Raw genomic sequence first — 23835 nt, forward strand, 5'->3', positions numbered from 1 at the left:
TTTAAAACTCAAATATACAGTTATTTTAAATGTTTCTCCATACAAACACTATTGGCTACACCTTTGTATTGTCCAAAGTTTTCAATCACGATGTATCCTAATTTTTGGTACAAACCAATGGCGTCTATTTGCATGAAGCCCGTTTCCAGAATGGCTTTAGTATAGCCTTCTTCTCTCGCCCAATGTTCTAATTCGGTTAAAATGGCTTTCGCAATTCCTTTGCCTCTGTGTTCTGGCAAGGTATACATGCGTTTCATTTCAGCAACTTTGGGTTCAAATTCTTTGTATGCACCAATACCCACTACTTTGCCATCTTCATAGCAAACTAGAGCGTTTTTCAACAAATTGCTTTTATTGAATTGGGCATAAAAAGCATGATCTTCACCGTCAAGAACTGCTAAATAGGCATCCAATTGAACCACCAAATGGCCAAAATCTTCGTTATCAGAGGTAGTTCTTATAAGCGTAAACATGGTTTATTCTTCGGTTGTTGTTTCTTGTGCTGTGTAAAACTTTCGTTTAGCTTGTTCTAGCGCTTTTTTATCCACTACATAGGTTTTAGAGAGGGTATCGTGCCAAGCTCTTGTTTGCGAAACCAATAATGACAAGGGATCAAAAGGAATTAAGCGGCATAAAGACCGTATTAAAATCGTTTCCTGATGGGGTTTTTCGCCATTAGCATCAACGACTACGGTTTGAGTTATGAATTTACCAATGGTTCTGGCGAATACAATTTCAAAGAAATTATAATATATTAAGGCGATAGCATAGCAAATAGTATAAAGCGCAATAGTATTTTTATCTATAGTAGCAAAAAAAGTTACTACACTTTTATTGCCAAATAAACCAGCTACTATAGAAGCTATTATTGCAAATACCATTATTAAAAGTAGCTGCATAATCATATCTAAAAGATAATTCAAAAATCGTTGTCCTATAGACGCCAAAACCTCATCGGTTACTTGGTATTGCTTTTTATTGCTTAGGCTCATCCTTTTTATTCTTTTTGATTGGCTAAAAAGAAGTTGCGCGACTTCTTAGGGTATTGGTTGTAACTCTTATCGCTTGGGTTTGCGATTACGGTTTTGATGTTGATTTCGTCACCAATTTTAAAACTTGCTTCCGTGTATTTGTAATCTAACAAATATTCTCCGCAGAAATAATTACCGTCTTTGTCTTTTTCTATAATTCCGGTGTAAACTCCTTTTTCTTTTGACATAGTATTTTTTATTTAAAAATCAAAACAGCTATCATGTAGACAGCTGTTTCGAATTATTATATTTTTATTGCATTTCCTTCTAAGACCCACACATTTCGCAATCATCTGGACCTGCATTTCTTGCGCGTTCTACCATTGCGGCAAAATCTTCTGCTGTCATTTCACCGTTTTCAGTTGGCTTTACAACTTCAACGGCTACTGGCTCGGGAACTTGCGCTGTGGGTTCTGCTTTTTTATCGTTATTTAAAGTGAACTTGATGGCATCTACCGCCGCTTTAGTTCTCAAATAGTACATTCCTGTTTTCAAACCACTTTGCCAAGCGTAGAAATGCATTGACGTAAGTTTCGCATAATTCGCATCCTGCATAAACAAGTTCAACGATTGCGATTGGTCAATGAAATACCCTCTGTGTCTTGACATATCGATGATGTCTTTCATAGACATTTCCCAAACGGTTTTGTACAACTCTTTCAAGTCTTCCGGAATATCTAAATCTTGAACTGAACCGTTGTTACGCATTAATTGTTGTTTCAAATCTTCGTTCCAAAGTCCACGTTTTACTAGGTCTTCTAGTAAGTGTTTGTTTACTACAATGAATTCACCTGATAATACACGACGAGTGTAAATATTTGAAGTATACGGTTCGAAAGCTTCGTTGTTTCCTAAAATTTGTGACGTTGAAGCGGTTGGCATTGGCGCCATTAACAAAGAGTTACGCACCCCGTGTTTCATCACTTCTTTTCTTAACGCTGCCCAATCCCATCTTCCTGATAATTCTTCGTCTTTGATGTTCCAAAGATTGTGTTGAAACAATCCTTCAGAGATTGGTGATCCTTTGAATGAAGAATAGGGTCCTTCTGTTTTGGCTTCTTCCATGGAAGCAGTAACGGCAGCGAAATACATCGTTTCGAAGATTTCCTGATTCAATTTCTTAGCTTCATCGCTGGTGAAAGGCATTCTCAATAAAATGAAAGCATCGGCTAAACCTTGTACACCCAATCCAACAGGACGGTGACGAAGGTTAGAGTTTTCAGCTTCTTTTACAGGATAGTAATTTCTGTCGATTACCTTATTCAAGTTGCGTGTTACTCGTTTGGTAACGTTGTATAACAATTGGTGATTGAATTCACCATTTTCCACAAACATAGGTAATGATATTGAAGCCAAGTTACACACTGCAATTTCGTCTGCAGAAGTGTACTCCATGATTTCGGTACATAGGTTTGATGAACGAATAACACCCAAATTCTTTTGGTTTGATTTTCTGTTCGCGGCGTCTTTATACAACATGTATGGCGTTCCGGTTTCGATTTGTGACTCTAAGATTTTCTCCCAAAGTTCACGTGCCTTCACCGTTTTTCTTCCTTTGCCTTGCTCTTCATAAGAAGTATATAATGCTTCGAATTCGTCACCGTAAACATCGCATAATCCTGGACATTCATTTGGACACATTAAGGTCCAGTGCGTGTCTTCTTGAACACGTTTCATGAATAAATCGGAGGTCCACATGGCGAAGAATAAATCACGCGCACGCATTTCTTCTTTTCCGGTATTCTTTTTCAAATCTAAAAATTCGAAGATGTCAGCATGCCAAGTTTCTAAGTAAATAGCGAAACTTCCTTTACGTTTTCCGCCGCCTTGATCTACATAACGTGCTGTGTCATTGAAAACTCTCAACATCGGAACAATTCCATTTGAAGTTCCGTTAGTTCCGCGAATATAAGAACCTGTTGCACGAACGTTGTGGATTGATAATCCAATTCCACCTGCTGATTGCGAGATTTTTGCGGTTTGTTTTAGGGTGTCGTAAATTCCGTCGATGCTGTCGTCTTTCATGGTTAATAAAAAGCACGAAGACATTTGTGGTTTTGGCGTACCTGCGTTGAACAACGTTGGCGTAGCGTGTGTGAAGAATTTTTTTGACATCAAATCGTAAGTTTCGATTACCGATTCCATGTCGTTTAAGTGAATTCCAACCGCTACACGCATTAACATGTGTTGAGGACGCTCTACAATCTTACCATTGATTTTTAGCAAATACGAACGCTCTAAGGTTTTGAAACCAAAGTAATCGTAGTTAAAATCACGGTTGTAAATGATGTGAGAATTTAAAAATTCAGCATTGGCCTGAATAGCTTCGTGTACTTCTTGGGACAGTAACGGCGCTTTTTGATTGGTTCTTGGATTCACATAAAAGTACATTTCTTTCATGGTTTCCGAGAAGGATTTATTGGTGTTTTTATGCAAGTTAGAAATCGCGATACGCGCTGCTAATTGAGCATAATCTGGGTGAGCAATGGTCATGGAAGCGGCAGTTTCTGCTGCTAAGTTGTCAAGTTCTGAAGTAGTTACACCGTCATACAATCCTTCGATTACACGCATGGTTACTTTTACAGCATCCACTAAATCGTTTAATCCGTAACATAATTTTTTAATTCTGTCCGTGATTTTATCGAACATTACCGGCTCTTTGTGACCGTCTCTTTTTACTACATACATACGCTTGTCAGTTTTTGAAAATAGAAAATCCCTTTACCTATTTTCTGGTTATTTGTAAATTGTTTTGTTAAGTGCTATGGTTTACTTCCTAGCCCTGATGGAAGTGGCACGAAGTAGAGCGGACAGCAGGAAAATGGTTTCCAAGAATGCCCGAACGATTCGCTCCTAAAAGTCTGCGTCGAAACTGATTTTCCCTGCTTCTGAATCGGTGTTCATTACACCCGCTTTTTGATACTCGGCAACACGTTTTTCAAAGAAATTGGTTTTCCCTTGTAACGAAATCATGTCCATGAAATCAAAAGGATTACTTGAATTGTAAACTCGTTTACAACCTAATTCTACCAATAATCTATCGGCCACAAATTCTAAATATTGAGTCATCAACGTGGCATTCATTCCAATTAAGCTCACAGGAAGTGACTCGGTAATAAACTCACGCTCAATATCTAAAGCATCGGTAATGATTTCTGTAATTCTAGATTTTGATACTTTGTGAACCAAATGATGGTTGTGTAAATGCACCGCAAAATCGCAGTGAACCCCTTCGTCACGAGAAATCAACTCGTTGGAGAAAGTAAGACCCGGCATTAATCCGCGTTTTTTTAACCAATAAATGGAACAAAATGCACCAGAGAAAAAGATTCCTTCTACTGCTGCAAAAGCTATTAATCTTTCGGCGAATGAATCAGAGCCAATCCATTTTAAAGCCCAATCGGCTTTTTTTCTGATGGCAGGAAATACTTCCAAAGCGTTGAAAAGTTTGTCTTTTTCTACTTCGTCTTTAACATAAGTATCAATCAAAAGCGAATAGGTTTCGCTATGAATGTTTTCCATCATGATTTGGAAACCATAGAAGAATTTTGCTTCTGGATATTGCACTTCATTTACAAAATTCTCAGCTAAATTTTCATTTACAATTCCATCAGAAGCGGCGAAGAAAGCCAAGATGTGTTTGATGAAATATTTCTCATCTGCATTTAATTTATTATTCCAATCGGATAAATCTTGGTGCAAATCAATTTCTTCTGCGGTCCAAAAACTAGCTTCCATTTTTTTGTACCAATCCCAAATATCATGATGTTTTATTGGAAAAATCACAAAACGATTTTTGTTTTCTTGTAAAATTGGTTCTATACTAGCCATTTTGAGTTTGTGTTTTTTATTATTTTGAGGAGATTTTTATTGCATTCTGTCTGTTACAAAGATTGTCAAACGAAACGTAAAAAGAAAGCCAAACTTATTCACAATCAGCTTTAGTTTTTAACAAAACTGCTGTTTTGAGCGCTTTTTTCTGTTTTGTTCAACTATTTGATTTACAACAATTTAAAAGTTTTATTTTTTTTAAAAAGCCCTAAAACAAAGGAGATTAAGAATTTACTGATAGTAAAATTTTAACATTTATTATCTTCTGAAAACATCATTTTTGAACATAAAAAAAGAGCCGTTTTCTAATTGAAAACGGCTCTAAATTTTAGCTTTGCGTTTTTATTCTTCTGCGTCTCTATCTATATAGGTTTTGTTACCATTTTTATTGATGTAGTATTTACCACCTCTTGGCCCTGTGAATACTTTTTTGCCTTTATAAGTACCTGTTACTTTGTCAGCGACTTTCTTCTCAGCAGCTTTTGAAGCGGCTGTTTCTTTCATGTCTTCTTTTTCTTCTGCCGCCGTTTTTTTAACTTTTGCTTTCGCATTGTCTTTTACTCCTGTTGCTGCTTTTTCAGTTTTTGTTTTAACCTCTTTGGTTTCTTTGGTAGCTGCGTCTTTAAAACGTTTGTCTGGCGTTCCATCTTTTTTTAATGGTCCTGAAGCTTTTGTATCTTTGAAACGCTTATCTGGTGTTCCATCTTTCTTAGTTTTTGATGCTTTCTCTACTTCTTTAGTTGCTTTTTCTTTAGTAGCCTTGGCTTTCTTTTCTGTCTTAGCCGCTTTTTCTTCCGTTTCTTTCTTAGCTTTTTTGGCTTCTTTTGCTGCTTCTTTTTTAGCTTTTGCTGCATCTTTTGCCGCATCTTTTTCTTTTTTTGCAGCTGCTTTTTCAGTTTTAGCTTTGGCTTTGGTTGCTTTTTCTTTTACAGATTGAGCAAAAAATGTATTTGAGAAAACAAATACCATGCATAATAAAATTAGTTTTTTCATGTTTATTAAAATTTTGTTTATTGAATTAAAATTAGTGATTTTTTTAACATAAAAAGTATTCCATTTAAAAATATGCTCTTAGCTGAATGTTACCTGTATGAATGACTTGACTGGTCTCTGTTTTTCGACCTTGGTAGCTAAAATTAATATCTAGAAAATCTGTCAATTTATTCTGCAACAATAATCGCCAAGTCATGTTTTTTCCTGGCTGCAAACCTTCGAGCATTTGAAAAGCTACCGGAGATTGAGCATCACCAATAAATTCATTTTGATACAAAGAGAATTCTCCATTCATAGTGAATTTCTTTTCACTTGCATAAGAGAAGGATGTGCCAAATCGGTCTTGAACCAATTTTTCAAAACCTCCAATCTTATTGTCCTTGTTTTGATGTTCGTAGAAGATATCCCAACTAGCATTTTTATTGAATAAATAAGCGATTTTTGGATTGATTTCAAATGCAATTACTTTGTAATTCTTGCTGCTATAGTTATCTGAAGATAAATCGGTTTGAGAGGATTTTGTTCCCAATGTAAATAACCATGTCTTGTGCAGCAAATGAGCATATTGCAATTGATGTGTACTATTATCACTTTGTTGTGTCCCGACAGAAAGTAAGCTTTTCAATTGATTACTGATAAATGTATACGTAACCGAATGCTTTTGTTTTCCCCGATTATAGAACAAACTATTTCTAAAACTGGTGTTCAATCCTAACATATTAGCATCAGAAGTGGAGAACGGATTTAAATCAAAATTATCTCCGTCTCGTTTTATTTTTCGTACGATTATAAAGGAAGTTTGGTTGTAAAAATGCGATAAGACTTTTTTGTACCCAGTTGTGTTTTGCCATTGACTTGGATTTAAAGTCAGCGATTGTGAAAATTTATTTTGGTGTGTTTTTATAAAAATTTGGTTTGGCAAAAACACCCTAATATACTTCGCTTGATCAGGAAATGGAGCTATTTCAAATTCTTGTAACTCCTGAATTCCGTTGCCATTATAGTCAATCCAAGTATAAACACCTAGACCTGGATTCACCTCAAGATAGGTATATTCTTGTTGCGCGATGGTTCCTGAAGTAGTTTCATAAGCCGTTGTGACTTGCATTAATTGATTAAAATATTGATCATTGTACAACAATCTAGAGTTTAATGAAGGTTCATTTTGACGAGTGTTATCAACATACTTTAAGTTTCTATAATTGACAAACAATGACAAATCACTTTTTTTGGTTTGAATTAGTTTCGATTTTAAATAATAAGATTGTGAGGTGTTTACTTTTTGTAAAAACCCATTTTGCAAACTATCATTTAACCGTTGTAAGTATCCTAATTCTACAAAGACTTTAGTGCTATCGCCTCGACCAACAAAAGCACCATACTCAGTAAAACGTTGACTTAAAGTAGATAATTGTTGCGTTGCTACTAATTTTTCTTTGTTGTTTTCTAATCTCAAACTACCGCCAATCCAATTCTTTTTAAAATTGTAACGAACTTGAGACTGATTCCTAATAAAGGTAGAACTAGCATAACTACCATTGCTGTTTAAATAACTACTGCTTTGGAGGATGTTCCAGTTTTTGAGTTTAAAATTTCCATTTATAATATGACGACTGCCAGAAAAACTTTGTGTGAAATCTAGCTTTTCAAATTGATACGTAAGTTTTCCTTTTTCAGGCAAAACAAAATCTAATCCATTTATCAATAAACTTTGATTGCCTTTAAAACTAGTTAAATTCCAATCCCGATTGAACTCGATGGTAAATAAACGTTCTATCGTTTTAAAATTTTCTTGTACATATTGATAATTCCCAAAAGCATCAATTTGCCATTTTTTAGAAAACAATCGTTGTTTAAAATTCAGTTTTCCCGCAACTCCATTATTGTCTCCATCGTCTATTGAAGAATACAAATTCAAATCGTTATTGCTTACACCGACTTCAAAATCTATTGCCGTTTTTTCATTGGGTTTGAATTTTCCTAAAACCGTCGCTATTTGGATTTTTGTAGGGGCAACTAACCGAATTATGGGTTCGTAATTCCCTTGTGGAATGCCACCTATCGGGTCAACATATTGATAAATTTTACCAATGGCGGAGGAATTTGTCAATACATAATTCCCTAAATTATTTCCCACTAAAGTAAATTTCACATTATACAATTCATCCGTTGAAACATTAGAATATTGAAAAACTTGAATGCCATTTACGATGATTTTTTTGTACAAAATTTTATTTTCTGAATAGGTATCTAAATAGGCTGATGGCGCATTCATCAAGTTAACATTGTCTCCTGCATTGCTTAAAATGGCCACTTGTTCTGATGATAAATTTTGCTGCAAAGGTTGATTCTTTACATCACTTTCTGAATACAAATATCCTCCCAAACTCCATGTCTTAGCTTCATGATTCACTCCACCATAAGTTACAAAACGAGTGTAATTTCGGTCTGAATATTGGTATTCAATCACAATTCTCATTTCGGAAGTGATGGGAAACAGTGAAGTAAATTTTATTTCTCCCGCATTATAATCAATGACATAATCGTTGTTTTCTCCGCGTTTTCTCAAAATCCCATTGACATAAACTCGCTCTGAACCCGAAATTACCAAAACATACAATTCGCCATTATTGCCACGCAACTTATAAGGCCCTTGATTTCCTTCCTGTCCTGTGAACGAACTTTTAGCATATTGCCCTCGAACTAAAGCAGCGGAAGCAAAAATATCCGTTTTGTTTTCCTCACCACCAAAAGTAAAATGAGTAGAAAGTCCCTGTACTTTTTTATTGAAATTCAGAAATCGAGATTGTCGGTTTTCAAGAAATAAATCTCCAGCCCTAATATTCCATTTATCTGTAAAAAGCTCGATGAAAATTTGGTCAAATTGATCTAGTTTTTGAGAATAACCTCCATCTTGTAGGGGAATATTAGAATCTTGAATGGAAGCACGAAGCGATACTTTATCTGAAATTTTTCCTGTGATTTGCAAATCGAGATTGGACGTCACGGAAGCATTTTGATTGTTCCCAATAGTGACACCGCGTGTAATACTTCCCGAAGTATTCAGTCCATCAAAGGGCACAAACTTTTTTACTGAGCGATTGACTTTGTACAAATTACTTTCGCCTTGTGCTACAACTCTGTCTTGGTCGTAAATGCTGTAGGTTTTCGTTAATTGTTCCGGATATTTAAAGTAGCGAATGGTCAAACTATCTTGAGAAGTGAAACCATTTTTAAAGACCAACTTGCCTTTTTTGAAATCAACTGTGTAGAATGTAGAATCTACAGCGACTCCATCTTTATTTAGTAATTTGAAAAAACTGGGGCTAATGCTTACTTTTTCAATTTCGATAGTGTCTTGAGAAACAGCAACTTTTTTATTTTGATACAATGATTTGATTTCCTGAGCCGAAAGCTTAGAAAAACTGAGGAGTACCAACAATAAAAGAAGTCTTTTCAGCATACATATAATAACGAGAAAAGTATAAATGTAGTATTTCTATTTTTGTGAAATTACTCCTTTGTCACAATCTGCATCGTGTCTCTTGAGATTTGTTTAACCAAAACCGTTTTGTCTTTCTCCACTATTTTGGCTGCTTTTTCATCAAAATGGCGAATAGTATAAAGCGACACATTTTCGTTGTAAGCAATTTTGAACTTTTTAGAAAGTATATTTTTAACCTCATTAAAATTGCCAAATTTATCTTCTAAACAAACGGAAAAACTTATGGCCGAATTCTGAATTAAGCTTGTTTTGATTTTGTATTGATGAAGCAAAGCAAAAATTTCACTGATGTTTTCTTCCATAATGAAAGAGAAATCAATAGATGAAAGCGACAATAATAATTGCTCTTTTTTAACTATAAAACAAGGCGTTAAAGGTTCTAAATCTTTTCCTTTTGAAACACTAGTGCCAGGCAATAATGGGTTAATGAACGATTTAACATACAACGGAATCTCTTTTTTTTGAAGAGGTTGTAATGTTTTTGGATGAATAACAGACGCTCCGTAAAACGCCAACTCGATAGCTTCCCGATAGGAAATTTGGTTTAGCAAAACAGCATTTTCAAAGTAACGCGGATCCGCATTCAAAACTCCAGGAACGTCTTTCCAAATTGTTACACTTTCTGCATTTAAGCAATAGGCAAAAATGGCTGCTGTATAATCCGACCCTTCTCGACCAAGAGTTGTTGTGAAATTATTTTCATCCGAACCTAAGAACCCTTGCGTAATGTTGAGTGCTTTTTTCTTTACGCCTTTTGAAATGAACTGTTGTGTTTTTTCCCAATCCACATCGGCGTCGCGGTAATTATTGTTGGTTTTGATAAAATTTCTAACATCAATCCAATTATTTTTCAAACCTGCATGATTGAAATAATGACTAACAATTGTAGTAGAAACAATTTCTCCATAACTCACCACTTGGTCATACACAAAATTATAATTCGGAGATTTATTACTTCTGATAAAATACTCCAAATCGGCAAAATGACTATTCACGGCATAAAAAACATCGTGCTCTTCGTCATCGAATAAATCTAATAAAATTTGGTTGTGGTATTTCTTAACATCTTGCAATGAAGAATGTAACTCATTGGACTTGTCAAAATAATTTTTGATTACCAATTCTAAGGCATTCGTGGTTTTTCCCATAGCAGAAATTACCAAAAGTGTGTCTTCATGACCTACTTTTTCCAAAACACTAAATACATTTTTAATACCTTCAGCATCTTTTACGGATGCACCACCAAATTTAAATATTCTCATTACAACTTACTTAAAAATTCATTTATTCCGTTTTCGTCCATTTGCGCCACACGCCAGTCGTTTAATACTTTGGCTCCCGATTTTATGTAGAAATCTATGGCTGGTGTGTTCCAATCGAGAACTGCCCATTCTATGCGTCGCACTTGATCTATTTTTCCTTGCTCAATAATTTTGGAATACAAAGCAAATCCCAAACCTGCACCACGCATTTTTTCTTTGACAATTAAATCTTCTAAATGGATGGTTTTCCCTTTCCAAGTAGAATATCGATAATAATACAAGGCAATCCCAACAATCTCATCTGCAACCTCTGCAACGAAAGTATGAAATAAGGGATAATTTCCAAAACCGTCTCGCTCTAAATCAGCAACAGTTACCACAACAGCATCGGGTTCTTTTTCGAAAGTGGCTAATTCTTGAATCAGTTCCAGAACCGCTTTCATGTCTTTTTTTTCTCCTTTTCGGATGTTCATTTGGGTCGAAATTTCAACAAAAATACAATTAATAATTTCTTGGCGAAATAGATTTTTTCTTTGCCAAATTTATCGATATTTGCACAAACAACTACAACGATTTCTTAATGGAAGAACGCAATAAAACATTAGGTGAATTTATCATCGAAAAACAAGAGGAATTTCAATTTTCGTCTGGAGAATTATCAAGAATTATCAATTCGATTAGGCTTGCAGCCAAAGTCGTAAACTACAAAGTAAACAAAGCTGGATTAGTAGATATTGTGGGTGCTGTTGGAGAACAAAACATCCAAGGGGAAGACCAGCAAAAATTGGATGTATATGCCAATGAAGTCTTTATTCAAACTTTAATCAACCGTGAAATTGTATGTGGCATTGCTTCAGAAGAAAGTGATGATTATATAACAGTAGCCGGTTCGGATAAAAGTCATAATAACAAATATGTGGTATTAATGGATCCTTTGGATGGCTCCTCTAATATTGATGTGAATGTTTCAGTTGGAACTATTTTTTCGGTTTACAGACGAATAACTCCTGTTGGAAGTCCTGTTACTTTAGAAGATTTTTTACAGCCTGGCACCAATCAAGTAGCCGCAGGTTATGTAATTTATGGAACTTCAACAATGTTAGTTTATACCACAGGTCATGGAGTAAATGGATTTACTTTGAATCCGGCCATAGGAACTTTCTATCTATCGCATCCCAATATGCAGTTTTCAAAAGATGGAACTATCTATTCTATCAATGAAGGAAACTATGTTCATTTCCCACAAGGCGTAAAAGATTATTTAAAATATTGCCAATTGGAAGAAGAAGACAGACCTTATACTTCACGCTACATAGGAAGTTTGGTTTCAGACATTCACAGAAATATGATTAAAGGAGGCATTTATATATACCCAACAAGTTTAAAAGCTCCAAAAGGGAAATTGCGTTTACTTTACGAATGCAATCCCATGGCATTTATAGCGGAACAAGCTGGAGCAAAAGCATCAGATGGTTTCGGAAGAATCATGGAAATTCAACCTACAGAATTACATCAAAGAGTTCCTTTCTTTTGTGGAAGTTATAACATGGTTGAAAAAGCGGAAGAGTTTATGGCAAAATACAGTTAAAAAAAAGTCCCGATTTCTCGGGACTTTTTTTATTTATTCATGTGAGTCATCTCGTAAACGAAAGTATCTAAATCTACATTGAGCATTAATAAAGACATTGCTTTTTCTACAATAAACTTAACGTTGCCTGGTGTAAAACCTAATGCTAGAGCAAATTTAGTAAGGATTTCTTTTTGTTTTGGTCCAAGAATATGATCGGCATAAACCATTCTTGACAAATCATACAAACGCTCTAATCTTTGGGCATGTAAATATGGTGGATTAATTGGGTATTTTAAAGGATTTTCCAAAATCTCTTCATATTCTGCTGGCGAAATTTCTAAACGAACCGCAAGTTTATCTAAAAATTCTTTTTCTTCTTTGCTCATAGCTCCATCTGCAGTAGCAACACGAACAATGGCAGAAAAATGCCCTTTATTTCTGGCTTTGAATTCGCTATCAAATAATTCTGAAAATGACATATAGTAATTGTTTTTATACTGCAAATATAATTCAATAAAACCTTTTTTGGAAATGCAAACCAAAAATGTTTGGTAGATTTTAGAGGTTATTTTTTAAAGCAAAACAAAATAAATTGTAAGTTTACGTTCCTAAACTAAACTAATGCCATGTCAGATTTCTGGATTTACTTCAATTCTGGACTAAAACATTTTTTACATTTTCATGTTTATTTAGATGTTTTATTCCTTCTAGCTCTTACAGTCCCTTATGAATTTAAATCGTGGAAAAGAATTTTAATTCTTGTTTCTTTATTCACCGCTGGACATGTTTTAGCATTGCTACTTTCCGTATTTAATATTGTAAGCATCAAAGCAACATATGTGGTTTTTTTAGTTCCAGTAATGGTTTTAATTGCTGCATTTTACAACATTATAATCGCAGGGAAGTCAACCAAAAAAGAATCCATTACCTTTATTGCAGTGGTCAGCTCTGTTTTCGGAATTATTCACGGATTAGGTTATGCTTCCTATTTTAATAGTTTAGTTCCGAACAAACCAACTGACAAATTATTACCTCTTTTTGAATCAGCAATTGGTTTTGAAATATCGCAATTTATTGTGGTGACCATTGGATTACTAATTGCTTATGTTATTCAAACCCTTTTCAAATTCACTAAGCGAGATTGGATATTAATCGTTTCTGCTTTCATCATAGGAATTGTTATCCCAATGATTATTCGAACTGAAATTTGGTATAAATAATTGTTTAGAAGCGAAAGGTTTGGGTATCTTTGTTATCCTTATTCCCGCTCTACGCTCTACTTCGGTGCCGCTACGATCGGGGCTAGAAGAAAAACCATTTGATTTTTTGTGATGAAAGAAAAAAAACAACTCAAATACGACATTGCCTACTTAAGAATTGCTGCCGAATGGAGCAAACTTTCTTATTGCAAACGCAAACAAGTGGGTGCCATAATAGTACGCGACCGAATGATTATTTCTGATGGGTATAACGGAACACCAACTGGATTTGAAAACTGTTGTGAAGACGAAGAAGGATTAACCCAATGGTTTGTACTACACGCCGAGGCCAATGCGATTTCAAAAGTAGCCCGTTCCACTCAAACTTGCGAAAATGCGACCTTATATATCACGCTTTCTCCTTGCAAAGAATGTAGCAAACTCATTCATCAATCAGGCATCAAAAGAGTAGTGTATCAACATGGCTATCGTGATACTACTGGACTGGAATTTCTACAAAAAGCAGGCGTTGCTGTTGATCAAATTGAAGATTTAGACTAAATGAAATCAAAGGAAAAATACTTGCCATTACTCCTCTTCTCATGCATAGCTTTGGGAGTGGTTATTGGCGGAATGATTAATTTCCCTAAACCATCGATTTCAAAACAAAATGCTCGCAAAATAAAAATCGAAAGATTGATTGATTTTATCAACGAAGAATATGTGGATGATGTCAATTCCGATTCTATTGTTGACATGACGGTCAATAGTATTTTGGCTAATCTTGATCCACATTCCATCTATCTTCCTCCCAGTGAACAATCCTCTGAAGCGGAAATCATGAAAGGTGATTTTGTTGGTATTGGAGTTAACTTCTATATGTTTAATGACACGGTTACTGTTGTAAAACCTCTAGAAAATGGCCCAGCTGAAAAAGCAGGAGTCCTCTCTGGAGACCGAATTTTATACGCCGACAAAACCAAACTCTTCGGTAGAAAATTACCAACTGATAGCTTGTACAATAATCTCAAAGGAGAGGAAGGTTCAAAAGTAACGCTCACTATTTTCAGAAAAAGTACCAACAAAAAACTAAAACTTACCGTAGAACGAGAAGTAGTTCCAATAAAGAGCGTTGATACTTATTTGATGCTTAACAAAACTTCGGGCTACATCAAAATCAATCGTTTTGCTGAGAATACCTATGATGAATTCCGAGTTGGTCTAGAAGAATTAAAAAAGAAGGGAATGACGACGTTAGTTATTGATTTACGCGATAATGGAGGTGGTTATTTAGAAAAGGCTGTCGAAGTCATAGATGAACTTTTAAAAGACAAAGAGCTAATTGTATTTACAAAAAACCGCAAAGGAACTGTTGATAAAACCTTTGCAACGGAAGGGGGCATTTTTGAGAATGGGAAAGTATTTGTTTTAATCGATGAAAACTCTGCTTCAGCAAGCGAAATTTTGGCGGGTGCTATTCAAGATAATGACCGAGGAATTATTGTGGGTCGTCGTTCTTTTGGAAAAGGATTGGTTCAACGCGAAATGAACTTTGATGATGGTTCCGCCGTTAGGTTAACTACTTCAAGGTATTATACTCCAAGTGGTCGTTCTATTCAAAAACCTTATGTAAAAGGGGAAGGAGAAAAATACAGTCAGGATGCAGAAACTCGTTTTGAAAGTGGCGAACTCTATGAAAAAGACAAAATGAAAATTGCCGACTCATTAAAATTTAAAACCAAAAAAGGTCGAACTGTTTATGGAGGTGGCGGAATTGTTCCTGATATTTTTGTGCCTCTAGAAGTTAAAAAAGGAGAAGAAAGTTTAGCATATATCTTGAATTCAGGGCTTGTGGGTCATTTTGTTTTTGAGCAATTAGACAAAGATAGAAAAGCCTTTAAAGGATTAAAATTTGAACAATTCATGACTAAAATGCAAAAGGATGATAGTTGTATCCCAAAATTTGAAAGCTATCTGAAAGGTGCCGGATTAGAAATGAAATTGGCGGATAATAAAACGCTAGTTAAAAAATACATTACTGCTGAGTTTGCACGACAATTATTTGGCGAAAACTACTATTACAACATCATTCTAAAAGAGGATGCCATGTTAAAAGCAGTATTGAAATAAACTATTTTTTTATGGAATCGTGGCTTTGAGAAGAAATACCATTATTCCACAACGTTAGAATATCGGTTGCAACTGCTGCTCCACTTCCTGCTGCAATAGCCAATTGACTTCTCCATCCAGCCAATGTCCCAACTACATAAATGCCATCCGTGACTTTGTGGTCTTCGTTTTTTAACTGAATCCGTTGTTTCTCAGCTAATGCTTTTTTGTGTGGTTCAACATAGTGTACTAATCCTTCTACATCAAAAGTGTTAGAATACCCTATTGCAACTACAATATTTTTCGTTTGATAAGAGTTTTTATTGGTTGTAACCGTAAAATTTGGAAATGTCCCCGTCACTTTCATGACTTTTTCTCCTTCAATTTGGGTTACATGAGGATATAATTCTTGTAGTTGTTCTGTGCTTTCTGCTAACAAATCTGAACCTAGTTTTCCTGGGGATACTCCATAAGCATTGTAAAAGATAGCTTCTTGAAGTGAAGATGTTTTTTGGTGTGTGATAATCCCAATTTTTTTATCTTGAACAAACGGTTTTTTATGAGCCGAACCCAAAACCAAAGCACATGACATGCCCGAAACGCCGCCACCGATTATCAGAACATCAAACATGGTTTAGTTTTTAAGTTTTTCTTCAATTTTTTTAGACATTCTAAAAATCAGTAGAATAAATAAAGCGCATAAAGAAGCAACAATGCCAATTAATGCCACCATACTATCGCCTTTCATTGGATCCTTATAATCTAACATGGTAAAATTGAAAACAACTAACCCAAAAGCAATAACCATCAATATAGTAGTGAAAATTTTCATGAAGTGTATTTAGAGGACAAAAATACTAAAATTTGGTCTTACACAAAGAGTCCTTTAACATTAGCTGCAAATAATTTAACGGCAATGGCTAAAAGGACAATTCCAAAAACTTTTCTAATGATGTTCAACCCATTCTCACCAAGCATTTTCTCAATTTTTGCAGAAGATTTTAAAACTAAATACACCAAAATAATATTCAGAAATATCGCTATGATAATGTTGATGGAATAAAATTCTGCTCGCAAAGAAAGTAAAGTTGTCATCGTTCCAGCCCCAGCAACTAGCGGGAATGCTATTGGAACAATAGAGGCAGAAGTGGCTTTATCTTCTTTATAGAGTCGGATACCTAGAATCATTTCTAAAGCTAAAAAGAACAAAACGAATGAACCAGCTACAGCAAACGAATTAGCATCAATGCCGATTAATTTCAGTATTTCTTCACCAACAAAAAGAAAGGCAATCATAATTCCAGCCGAAACTAAAGAAGCTTTTCCCGATTGAATATGGCCAAATTTAGCTCTCAAACTAATAATCACAGGAATGCTTCCGACGATATCAATCACGGCAAAAAGAACCATGGTAGCAGTGGCTATTTCTCTAAAATTAATGTTCATTCCTTTATTTTTTTACAAAATTAGGTTTTTAATCGTTTATAATGATTTTAGATTTTACCTTTGCATTGAAAATTGAGCTTTTTGGCTTTTGATCATAGCAAAAAAATTATAATTCATTTTTAAAAATCCGTGAAGCCCACTGGGGTTCCTCCTCTTACTATCAAATGTTTCAACTAGGAAAAACCATCGTTTCAGAAGATATTCTCGAAAAAGATTTTGTTTGTAATCTTTCAACTTGTCATGGCGCTTGCTGTGTAGATGGTGATGCGGGGGCTCCTTTAACACAAGAAGAAACTAAAATCTTAGAAGCTATTTACCCTAAAGTGAAACCTTTCCTCCGTAAAGAAGGTATTGAAGCTATTGAAAGATTAGGCACTTGGGTAGTGGGAACCGATCAAGATTTGGAAACCCCTCTTATTGACAACAAAGATTGTGCTTACGTTATTTTCGATGGCAAAACTGCTCTTTGCGGCATAGAACAAGCCTACAACCAAGGCATTGTAGATTGGAAAAAACCAGTTTCTTGTCATTTATATCCAATCCGTGTTAAAGATTTTAGCGAATTTGCTGCCGTCAATTACGACCGTTGGGATATTTGCAATCCTGCTTGTTCTTTAGGAAAAGAGTTGGAAGTTCCTGTTTATAAATTTGTAAAAGAAGCTTTAATCCGCCGATTTGGACAAGATTGGTATGCCGAACTAGAAAAAGTAGCCGAAGATTTGAAGAATGGGAAGTGATTAAAATTTAAAGAAAAATAAAGATGCTTTCTTATTGACTTTTATTTCTATAAAATTATATATTTGTGCAACATTTATGGGGGATTAGCTCATTTGGCTAGAGCGCTTGCCTGGCAGGCAAGAGGTGGTCGGTTCGAATCCGATATTCTCCACAATAAAGTAAAGCCTTCATTATTGGAGGCTTTTTTATTTAAACAATAGTAATCCATTTGAAAGCGTTTTAAGATTTCTTATCTTTACATTCAAATACAACTATTATGGCTGATACTGGTTCCCTTTCCATTACTATTGAAAATAAAATTGCTACCATAACCTTTAGTCATTCTGCTAGCAATTCGTTTCCTAGTGATTTATTACACAAACTTACTTCCGAATTAAATCAAATTTCTCTCAATGCTGATGTAAATGTTGTGATTTTACAAAGCGAAGGCAAAACGTTTTGTGCAGGTGCTTCTTTTGATGAATTACTTTCGATATCCGATTTTGAAACAGGAAAGAAATTCTTCTCAGGATTTGCGAATGTGATTAACGCCATGCGGAAATGCTCTAAAATCATCATCGGAAAAGTACAAGGAAAAGCTGTTGGCGGGGGTGTTGGTTTAATATCAGCATGCGATTTTGCTTATGCTTATCAAGATGCTGCCGTTAAATTATCTGAAATTGCTATTGGAATTGGTCCGTTTGTAATTGAACCTGCTGTTTCTAGAAAAATTGGGAAAACCGCAATGACAGAACTGACTTTACAACCTACTAATTGGCAATCGGCAGATTGGGCAAAAGAAAAAGGTTTATATGTAGATCTTTTTGATAGTCAGGCAGAAGTTAGCGAAGCGGTAGATCATTTGGCAACAAAATTAGCCTCTTATAATCCTGAAGCTTTAGCAGAAATGAAAAAAGTCTTTTGGAAAAATACTGGAAACTGGGACGAGCTTTTATATGAAAGAGCCGCTATTTCAGGTAAATTAGTGCTTTCTGATTTTACAAAAAAAGCCTTAAACGAATTTAAAAAATAAACCTCATGAAACTGATTTTGCTTTTGCAACAAGCTAACATCAATGAAAAGATAAAAAATGCTCCTGATAATGGGTATTTAATTGGGGTATGGATTGGGTATATTCTCCCATTTATAGTATTGGTTGGTCTTGCTTATTTAATGTATACTCGAGCCAAAAAAAGAGAAAACGACCTATAGTAATATTTTAGTAAATTTGCCCAGTAAAAACTTCTTTCATGAGTAACATCAGAATCACTAAACAATTTTCATTCGAAACGGGTCATGCTCTGTATGGGTACGACGGCAAATGCAAAAATGTACACGGACACAGCTATAAATTATCGGTGACTGTTATTGGGAAACCGATTACGGATACTTCGAATGTGAAATATGGCATGGTGATTGACTTTTCCGATTTGAAGAAAATTGTTAAAGAAGAAATTGTCGATATTTTTGATCATGCTACTGTTTTTAATCAAAATACTCCTCATATTGAATTGGCTAACGAATTAAAAAGCCGAGGACATCACGTAATTTTGGTAGATTATCAACCTACAAGTGAGAACATGGTGACCGATTTTGCTCAAAAAATAAAAAGTCGTTTGCCTTTTGAGATCAAATTACATTCTTTAAAACTACAAGAAACCGATACCTCGTTTGCCGAATGGTATGCTTCGGATAACGAATAACCTCAATCTTGATGACAATATCTCCTAACAAAAAAATATACTTTGCTTCTGACCAACACTTTGGTGCGCCTACGCCTGAGCTTAGTTTTCCTAGAGAACAAAAGTTTGTAGCTTGGCTAGATGAAGTAAAAAAGGATGCTGAATGTATTTTCCTCTTAGGCGATTTATTTGATTTTTGGTTTGAATACAAAACAGTAGTTCCTAAAGGCTTCGTAAGAGTTTTAGGGAAGCTAGCAGAAATCAGAGACAGCGGCATTCCTATTTATTTCTTTGTTGGGAATCATGATTTGTGGATGAGCGATTATTTCGAAAAAGAATTGAATATTCCTGTTTACAGAGACAATCAAGAATTTGAATTTAATGGCAAGACCTTCTTAATTGGTCATGGTGATGGCAAAGGTCCTGGAGACAAAGGCTACAAACGCATGAAGAAAGTATTTACCAATCCGTTTTCAAAATGGTTGTACCGATGGCTGCATCCTGATGTTGGGATGCGATTGGCACAATACTTATCGGTAAAAAACAAATTAATCTCGGGCGATGCTGATGTGAAGTTCCTTGGCGAAGATAATGAATGGCTCATCTTATATGCGAAACGCAAACTCGAAACCAAACATTACAATTACCTTATTTTTGGTCATCGTCATCTTCCGATGGTAGTATCTGTGGGAGATAACGCTGAGTATGTCAACCTAGGGGACTGGATAGGCTACTTTACTTATGGTGTTTTTGATGGTACTCAATTCGAGTTAAAGAAGTACTAATCCTTTTCTATTATTCTTTACTTTCTATTCTATCCAATTGTACTCAATGTTTGGATAAAGTAGTAACACTATTTTCAAAAAAAGTAATAAACTTATCAAAACTAGAAACAATATTATATAAACTAGTAGTGAGCAGTAATACTATAGTAAGTTTTTTGTATAAACTAGTAAGTGTTTTGGATAAAGTCGAATGTAATTTGAATAAACTCGAATGTAATTTGCATGAATACGAAAGTAACTCGATAAAAAGCGAAAGTATTTACTTTAAATCCTTCAAACGTAACTGTACAGTTGTAGTACCATTGAATTCGTTTTCGTCAATGCAATACACAGCATCGAAGGAGTTTTGATTTTTTACTAAAGAAAGTTTATCGCCTAGTCCGAAGCCAATAGCACCAAAACCTTCGCTTCCATTTTGTTTGACGAATAATTTCAAATGATCTTCATTGGCACCTATACCTTTGGCATAACCTGAATCTTTTAGTTCTTTAGTCATAAAAACGGGAGTCATATTCTGTGGCCCAAAAGGCTCAAATTGATTTAAAATCCGAATCAGTTTTTCGTTGATGTCTTTAAGACTTATTTCGGCATCTATCGAAATTTCTGGTATGAGTAAATCAGGATGAATGGTTTCTTGGACTACTCTTTCAAAAGCTTCTTTGAAGGCAGCGTAATTTTCTTCTTTTAAAGTCATTCCTGCAGCATACATGTGTCCGCCAAATTGTTCCAGATGTTCCGCACACGCTTCGAGAGCGTTGTAAATATCAAAATCTTTTACCGAGCGGGCTGAGGCTGCTAATGTATCACCACTTTTGGTAAAAACAATCGTTGGTCGGTAATGCGTTTCGGTTAATCTTGAAGCAACAATTCCAATAACTCCTTTGTGCCAGTTTTCATTGTAAACTACTGTAGTGAACTTTTCCTGTTCTCCATTTTCTTGTATTTGCGACAGTGCTTCTACGGTAATTTGTTTGTCTAAATCTTTTCTATCCGTGTTGTATTGTTCAATTTCGGAAGCGAATTGTTCGGCTTGGTCTAGATTGTATTCGGTTAATAAGGCTACCGCTTCGTTGCCGTGTTTGATTCTTCCTGCTGCGTTAATTCTGGGAGCGATGATGAATACCACATCTGTAATCGTTAATACTTTTTTCTTCACATTTTGAATCAAAGCTTTGATGCCTGGGCGTGGTTTTGAATTAATAACTTCTAATCCAAACTTAGCCAACACTCTATTTTCTCCTGTCATTGGAACAATATCTGCGGCGATGGCAGTGGCAACTAAATCGAGATAAATTAGTAAATCATCTATGGTTTGGTCTAGGTTTTGCGCTAAGGCTTGGACTAATTTAAATCCGACGCCACATCCGCATAATTCGTCGTAAGGATAATGGCAATCTTCCCGTTTTGGGTCGAGTACAGCTACTGCTTCGGGCAACATATCACCAGGTCTGTGATGATCGCAAATAATAAAGTCGATATTTCTATCATTGGCGTAAGCGATGTGTTCAATAGATTTTATACCGCAGTCTAAGGCTATAATCAAAGTAAATTCGTTGTCTTCGGCAAAGTCGATTCCTTTATAAGAGATGCCATAGCCTTCATCGTAACGGTCGGGAATATAAGTGGCGACATTAGGATAAAAACTTCTCAAATAACTCGACACCAAGGAAACAGCAGTAGTCCCGTCGACATCATAATCTCCAAAAACTAAAATGTTTTCACCATTCGCAATCGCAGTTTCTATTCGGGTCACCGCTTTATCCATGTCTTTCATAAGATAAGGGTCGTGCAAATCGGCTAAACTGGGACGGAAAAACTGGCGCGCTTCATCAAACGTTTCAATCCCCCTTTGTACCAAAAGAGTAGCAACTAACTCGTCAACATTGAGTTGAGAAGCTAAGGCTTTTACTTTATCCGAAGAAGGTTTTGGTTTTAAATTCCAGCGCATGATGAATTACGAATGATTGCAAACAAAAATACGGGAAAGGTGCTTAAAAATAGGCTACTTTTTGTGTATATTTTATACATAAAAACCAAAATAATATTTGTTACTTTTGGAGTATCAAAGAAATTCAAAATGCAAATTCAAGGTCAGATTGTAGATATTCAAAACAAACGCATTTATTCGGGCGAAGTTACTGTGGCAAATGGTAAAATCACTTCCATAATAGAGAAAGAACATAACGTCAAAACCTATATTCTTCCTGGTTTTATTGATTCCCATATTCATATTGAAAGCTCGATGTTGGTTCCTTCTGAATTTGCAAAATTGGCCGTACTTCATGGCACCGTTGGCACTATTTCTGACCCCCATGAAATTGCAAATGTTTTAGGGAAAGAAGGTGTGCATTATATGATTGATAACGGGAAAAAAGTGCCGTTGAAGTTTCATTTTGGCGCCCCTTCTTGTGTTCCTGCTACGTTTTTTGAAACAGCTGGAGCGGTGATTGATTCAGAACAAATTAAGGAATTAATGGGTTCTCCGGATATTTATTACTTATCGGAAATGATGAATTATCCGGGCGTTTTGTTTGATGATGAAGAAGTATTGAAAAAAATCGCTTGGGCGAAACATTTCGATAAACCAGTTGATGGTCATGCTCCTGGATTGCGAGGCGAACCGATCAAAAAATACATCTCTGCCGGAATTTCAACCGATCATGAATGTTTTACCTATGATGAAGCCGCTGAGAAATTATCGCTGGGAATGAAAGTTCTTATTCGGGAAGGAAGCGCTGCTAAAAACTTTGAAGCCTTGATTGATTTGCTCCCAGAACATTATGAAAACATGATGTTTTGTTCCGATGATAAGCATCCTGATGATTTGATTGTGGGCCATATTAATTTGCTTTGTGCTAGAGCTATTGCTAAAGGCATGGATATTTTTAAAGTGTTGCAAGTGGCTTGTGTTAATCCGGTGCATCATTATAAAATGAACGTTGGATTATTGAGACCCAATGATGATGCTGATTTTATAGTTGTGGAAGATTTGACAAATTTCAAAGTAAAACAAACTTACATCAACGGAGCATTGGTTGCCGAAAACGGACAATCTTTTGTAAAACATGTCGAGTTTGAGAAGCCTAATAACTTCAATACTTCTCCCAAAACCTTAAGTGATTTTGAAGTACCAAGTGCCGCCAAAACTATTCGTGTGATTGAAGCTTTGGAAGGGCAATTAATTACTAATGAAATTCATCATAGTTCTTTATTGATTAATGGGAAATTAGTCGCTGATACCGAAAATGACATTTTGAAAATGGCGGTGGTGAATCGTTATCAAGATGCAAAACCAGCAATTGCTTTTATCAAAAACTTTGGATTAAAAAAAGGAGCCATTGCCAGTTCCGTCGCGCATGATTGTCATAATATTGTGGTAGTGGGCACTTCGGATGAAGAGATTTTAAGTGCTGTAAATTTACTAATTGCCAATACTGGTGGAATTTGTGCCGTTAATGGTTCCGATAAAAAATCATTAGCATTACCCGTTGCCGGAATCATGAGTGATCAAAATGGCTGGGAAGCTGGGCGTTTGTATCAAGAAATTGATGGGATGGCGAAAGAATTAGGTTCTGGTTTAAAAGCTCCGTTTATGACGCTTTCGTTTATGGCTTTACTCGTTATTCCTGATTTGAAATTATCGGACAAAGGCTTGTTCAGCGGGAATTCGTTTTCGTTTGTGGATTTGGAAGTGAAATAGAAAAA

Annotated in this window: 24 protein-coding genes and 1 tRNA gene; 11 read left to right on the forward strand and 14 right to left on the reverse strand. The window is 35.5% G+C overall.

The window, feature by feature from the left end; all coding sequences use genetic code 11:
• Positions 1-20: 20 nt before the first annotated feature.
• From OLM53_RS08610 to OLM53_RS08650, 9 genes are all read right to left on the reverse strand, one after another.
• Positions 21-473, reverse strand: coding sequence for a GNAT family N-acetyltransferase (locus OLM53_RS08610; RefSeq protein WP_264519826.1), 453 nt, complete (start codon positions 471-473; stop codon positions 21-23).
• Between the two features lie 3 nt (positions 474-476).
• On the reverse strand, positions 477-992 hold the full coding sequence (locus OLM53_RS08615; RefSeq protein WP_264519827.1) for an RDD family protein: 516 nt from the start codon (positions 990-992) through the stop codon (positions 477-479).
• A gap of 5 nt (positions 993-997) precedes the next feature.
• Entirely contained in the window at positions 998-1219 is a 222-nt protein-coding gene (locus tag OLM53_RS08620) for a hypothetical protein (RefSeq protein WP_264519828.1), read from the reverse strand.
• 79 nt (positions 1220-1298) lie between these two features.
• On the reverse strand, positions 1299-3719 hold the full coding sequence (locus OLM53_RS08625) for a ribonucleoside-diphosphate reductase subunit alpha (RefSeq protein ID WP_264519829.1): 2421 nt from the start codon (positions 3717-3719) through the stop codon (positions 1299-1301).
• A 165-nt stretch (positions 3720-3884) separates the two neighbouring features.
• Complete coding sequence (locus OLM53_RS08630) at positions 3885-4862, reverse strand: ribonucleotide-diphosphate reductase subunit beta (RefSeq protein ID WP_264519830.1); 978 nt, start codon at positions 4860-4862, stop codon at positions 3885-3887.
• A 342-nt stretch (positions 4863-5204) separates the two neighbouring features.
• Positions 5205-5855 (reverse strand): hypothetical protein, encoded by a 651-nt coding sequence (locus OLM53_RS08635; RefSeq protein WP_264519831.1) that lies wholly within the window; start codon positions 5853-5855, stop codon positions 5205-5207.
• A gap of 64 nt (positions 5856-5919) precedes the next feature.
• The gene (locus tag OLM53_RS08640) at positions 5920-9318 is read right to left on the reverse strand and encodes a hypothetical protein (protein ID WP_264519832.1); all 3399 of its coding nucleotides are present in this window, start codon (positions 9316-9318) and stop codon (positions 5920-5922) included.
• Positions 9319-9368: 50 nt separating this feature from the next.
• Positions 9369-10622, reverse strand: coding sequence for an aspartate kinase (locus tag OLM53_RS08645; RefSeq protein WP_264519833.1), 1254 nt, complete (start codon positions 10620-10622; stop codon positions 9369-9371).
• Positions 10622-11095: a GNAT family N-acetyltransferase gene (locus OLM53_RS08650; protein WP_264519834.1), complete on the reverse strand. Its 474-nt coding sequence runs from the start codon at positions 11093-11095 to the stop codon at positions 10622-10624. The genes OLM53_RS08645 and OLM53_RS08650 overlap by 1 nt, the downstream gene beginning before the upstream one ends.
• Positions 11096-11202: 107 nt before the next feature.
• Here OLM53_RS08650 and fbp point away from each other — a divergent pair, with 107 nt between their 5' ends.
• Complete coding sequence (gene fbp, locus OLM53_RS08655; RefSeq protein WP_264519835.1) at positions 11203-12210, forward strand: class 1 fructose-bisphosphatase; 1008 nt, start codon at positions 11203-11205, stop codon at positions 12208-12210.
• Positions 12211-12239: 29 nt separating this feature from the next.
• On the opposite strand, the gene OLM53_RS08660 is transcribed toward fbp, so the two are convergent.
• Entirely contained in the window at positions 12240-12671 is a 432-nt protein-coding gene (locus OLM53_RS08660) for a TerB family tellurite resistance protein (protein ID WP_264519836.1), read from the reverse strand.
• Between the two features lie 147 nt (positions 12672-12818).
• Here OLM53_RS08660 and OLM53_RS08665 point away from each other — a divergent pair, with 147 nt between their 5' ends.
• The 3 genes from OLM53_RS08665 to OLM53_RS08675 all read left to right on the forward strand — a co-directional run bounded on the left by OLM53_RS08665 (position 12819) and on the right by OLM53_RS08675 (position 15521).
• On the forward strand, positions 12819-13412 hold the full coding sequence (locus OLM53_RS08665; RefSeq protein ID WP_264519837.1) for a HupE/UreJ family protein: 594 nt from the start codon (positions 12819-12821) through the stop codon (positions 13410-13412).
• 111 nt (positions 13413-13523) lie between these two features.
• The gene (locus OLM53_RS08670; RefSeq protein WP_264522440.1) at positions 13524-13952 is read left to right on the forward strand and encodes a deoxycytidylate deaminase; all 429 of its coding nucleotides are present in this window, start codon (positions 13524-13526) and stop codon (positions 13950-13952) included.
• Positions 13953-15521: a S41 family peptidase gene (locus tag OLM53_RS08675; RefSeq protein WP_264519838.1), complete on the forward strand. Its 1569-nt coding sequence runs from the start codon at positions 13953-13955 to the stop codon at positions 15519-15521.
• A gap of 1 nt (position 15522) precedes the next feature.
• Here the strand turns inward: OLM53_RS08675 and OLM53_RS08680 are convergent, their stop codons facing one another.
• From OLM53_RS08680 to OLM53_RS08690, 3 genes are read right to left on the reverse strand one after another with little or no spacing between them, the layout of a single operon-like run.
• Positions 15523-16131, reverse strand: coding sequence for an NAD(P)/FAD-dependent oxidoreductase (locus OLM53_RS08680; RefSeq protein ID WP_264519839.1), 609 nt, complete (start codon positions 16129-16131; stop codon positions 15523-15525).
• A 3-nt stretch (positions 16132-16134) separates the two neighbouring features.
• On the reverse strand, positions 16135-16332 hold the full coding sequence (locus tag OLM53_RS08685; protein WP_264519840.1) for a hypothetical protein: 198 nt from the start codon (positions 16330-16332) through the stop codon (positions 16135-16137).
• Between the two features lie 38 nt (positions 16333-16370).
• Positions 16371-16946 carry a MarC family protein gene (locus OLM53_RS08690; RefSeq protein ID WP_264519841.1) on the reverse strand — a complete coding sequence of 192 codons (576 nt, stop codon included), beginning with the start codon at positions 16944-16946 and terminating at the stop codon, positions 16371-16373.
• Positions 16947-17110: 164 nt separating this feature from the next.
• Here OLM53_RS08690 and OLM53_RS08695 point away from each other — a divergent pair, with 164 nt between their 5' ends.
• The 6 genes from OLM53_RS08695 to OLM53_RS08720 all read left to right on the forward strand — a co-directional run bounded on the left by OLM53_RS08695 (position 17111) and on the right by OLM53_RS08720 (position 20130).
• Positions 17111-17683 (forward strand): DUF3109 family protein, encoded by a 573-nt coding sequence (locus OLM53_RS08695; protein ID WP_264519842.1) that lies wholly within the window; start codon positions 17111-17113, stop codon positions 17681-17683.
• A 78-nt stretch (positions 17684-17761) separates the two neighbouring features.
• A tRNA-Ala gene (locus OLM53_RS08700) sits at positions 17762-17835 on the forward strand.
• 105 nt (positions 17836-17940) lie between these two features.
• Positions 17941-18696: an enoyl-CoA hydratase/isomerase family protein gene (locus OLM53_RS08705; RefSeq protein ID WP_264519843.1), complete on the forward strand. Its 756-nt coding sequence runs from the start codon at positions 17941-17943 to the stop codon at positions 18694-18696.
• A gap of 5 nt (positions 18697-18701) precedes the next feature.
• Positions 18702-18875 carry a hypothetical protein gene (locus OLM53_RS08710; protein WP_264519844.1) on the forward strand — a complete coding sequence of 58 codons (174 nt, stop codon included), beginning with the start codon at positions 18702-18704 and terminating at the stop codon, positions 18873-18875.
• 38 nt (positions 18876-18913) lie between these two features.
• Positions 18914-19366, forward strand: coding sequence for a 6-pyruvoyl trahydropterin synthase family protein (locus OLM53_RS08715; protein WP_264519845.1), 453 nt, complete (start codon positions 18914-18916; stop codon positions 19364-19366).
• A gap of 11 nt (positions 19367-19377) precedes the next feature.
• A complete protein-coding gene (locus tag OLM53_RS08720) occupies positions 19378-20130 on the forward strand; it encodes a UDP-2,3-diacylglucosamine diphosphatase (RefSeq protein WP_264519846.1) in 753 nt (250 codons plus the stop codon).
• A 259-nt stretch (positions 20131-20389) separates the two neighbouring features.
• On the opposite strand, the gene recJ is transcribed toward OLM53_RS08720, so the two are convergent.
• Positions 20390-22078: a single-stranded-DNA-specific exonuclease RecJ gene (gene recJ / locus OLM53_RS08725; protein WP_264519847.1), complete on the reverse strand. Its 1689-nt coding sequence runs from the start codon at positions 22076-22078 to the stop codon at positions 20390-20392.
• Between the two features lie 129 nt (positions 22079-22207).
• Here recJ and ade point away from each other — a divergent pair, with 129 nt between their 5' ends.
• Positions 22208-23830, forward strand: coding sequence for an adenine deaminase (gene ade / locus OLM53_RS08730; protein ID WP_264519848.1), 1623 nt, complete (start codon positions 22208-22210; stop codon positions 23828-23830).
• The last annotated feature ends 5 nt before the right edge of the window (positions 23831-23835 follow it).

The sequence above is a fragment of the Flavobacterium sp. N1994 genome, from assembly GCF_025947145.1.
In the GTDB taxonomy this organism is placed as follows: Bacteria; Bacteroidota; Bacteroidia; order Flavobacteriales; family Flavobacteriaceae; genus Flavobacterium.

Coding starts and splice junctions, on each gene's coding strand:
- OLM53_RS08680 (WP_264519839.1), bottom strand. CDS start 16,131: ATGTTTGATGTTCTGATAATCGGTGGCGGCGTTTCGGGCATGTCATGT.
- fbp (WP_264519835.1), top strand. CDS start 11,203: ATGGAAGAACGCAATAAAACATTAGGTGAATTTATCATCGAAAAACAA.
- OLM53_RS08705 (WP_264519843.1), top strand. CDS start 17,941: ATGGCTGATACTGGTTCCCTTTCCATTACTATTGAAAATAAAATTGCT.
- OLM53_RS08665 (WP_264519837.1), top strand. CDS start 12,819: ATGTCAGATTTCTGGATTTACTTCAATTCTGGACTAAAACATTTTTTA.
- OLM53_RS08695 (WP_264519842.1), top strand. CDS start 17,111: ATGTTTCAACTAGGAAAAACCATCGTTTCAGAAGATATTCTCGAAAAA.
- OLM53_RS08615 (WP_264519827.1), bottom strand. CDS start 992: ATGAGCCTAAGCAATAAAAAGCAATACCAAGTAACCGATGAGGTTTTG.
- OLM53_RS08675 (WP_264519838.1), top strand. CDS start 13,953: ATGAAATCAAAGGAAAAATACTTGCCATTACTCCTCTTCTCATGCATA.
- OLM53_RS08690 (WP_264519841.1), bottom strand. CDS start 16,946: ATGAACATTAATTTTAGAGAAATAGCCACTGCTACCATGGTTCTTTTT.
- OLM53_RS08630 (WP_264519830.1), bottom strand. CDS start 4,862: ATGGCTAGTATAGAACCAATTTTACAAGAAAACAAAAATCGTTTTGTG.
- OLM53_RS08670 (WP_264522440.1), top strand. CDS start 13,524: ATGAAAGAAAAAAAACAACTCAAATACGACATTGCCTACTTAAGAATT.
- OLM53_RS08660 (WP_264519836.1), bottom strand. CDS start 12,671: ATGTCATTTTCAGAATTATTTGATAGCGAATTCAAAGCCAGAAATAAA.
- OLM53_RS08640 (WP_264519832.1), bottom strand. CDS start 9,318: ATGCTGAAAAGACTTCTTTTATTGTTGGTACTCCTCAGTTTTTCTAAG.
- OLM53_RS08610 (WP_264519826.1), bottom strand. CDS start 473: ATGTTTACGCTTATAAGAACTACCTCTGATAACGAAGATTTTGGCCAT.
- OLM53_RS08710 (WP_264519844.1), top strand. CDS start 18,702: ATGAAACTGATTTTGCTTTTGCAACAAGCTAACATCAATGAAAAGATA.
- ade (WP_264519848.1), top strand. CDS start 22,208: ATGCAAATTCAAGGTCAGATTGTAGATATTCAAAACAAACGCATTTAT.
- OLM53_RS08720 (WP_264519846.1), top strand. CDS start 19,378: ATGACAATATCTCCTAACAAAAAAATATACTTTGCTTCTGACCAACAC.
- OLM53_RS08635 (WP_264519831.1), bottom strand. CDS start 5,855: ATGAAAAAACTAATTTTATTATGCATGGTATTTGTTTTCTCAAATACA.
- OLM53_RS08625 (WP_264519829.1), bottom strand. CDS start 3,719: ATGTATGTAGTAAAAAGAGACGGTCACAAAGAGCCGGTAATGTTCGAT.
- recJ (WP_264519847.1), bottom strand. CDS start 22,078: ATGCGCTGGAATTTAAAACCAAAACCTTCTTCGGATAAAGTAAAAGCC.
- OLM53_RS08620 (WP_264519828.1), bottom strand. CDS start 1,219: ATGTCAAAAGAAAAAGGAGTTTACACCGGAATTATAGAAAAAGACAAA.
- OLM53_RS08650 (WP_264519834.1), bottom strand. CDS start 11,095: ATGAACATCCGAAAAGGAGAAAAAAAAGACATGAAAGCGGTTCTGGAA.
- OLM53_RS08715 (WP_264519845.1), top strand. CDS start 18,914: ATGAGTAACATCAGAATCACTAAACAATTTTCATTCGAAACGGGTCAT.
- OLM53_RS08645 (WP_264519833.1), bottom strand. CDS start 10,622: ATGAGAATATTTAAATTTGGTGGTGCATCCGTAAAAGATGCTGAAGGT.
- OLM53_RS08685 (WP_264519840.1), bottom strand. CDS start 16,332: ATGAAAATTTTCACTACTATATTGATGGTTATTGCTTTTGGGTTAGTT.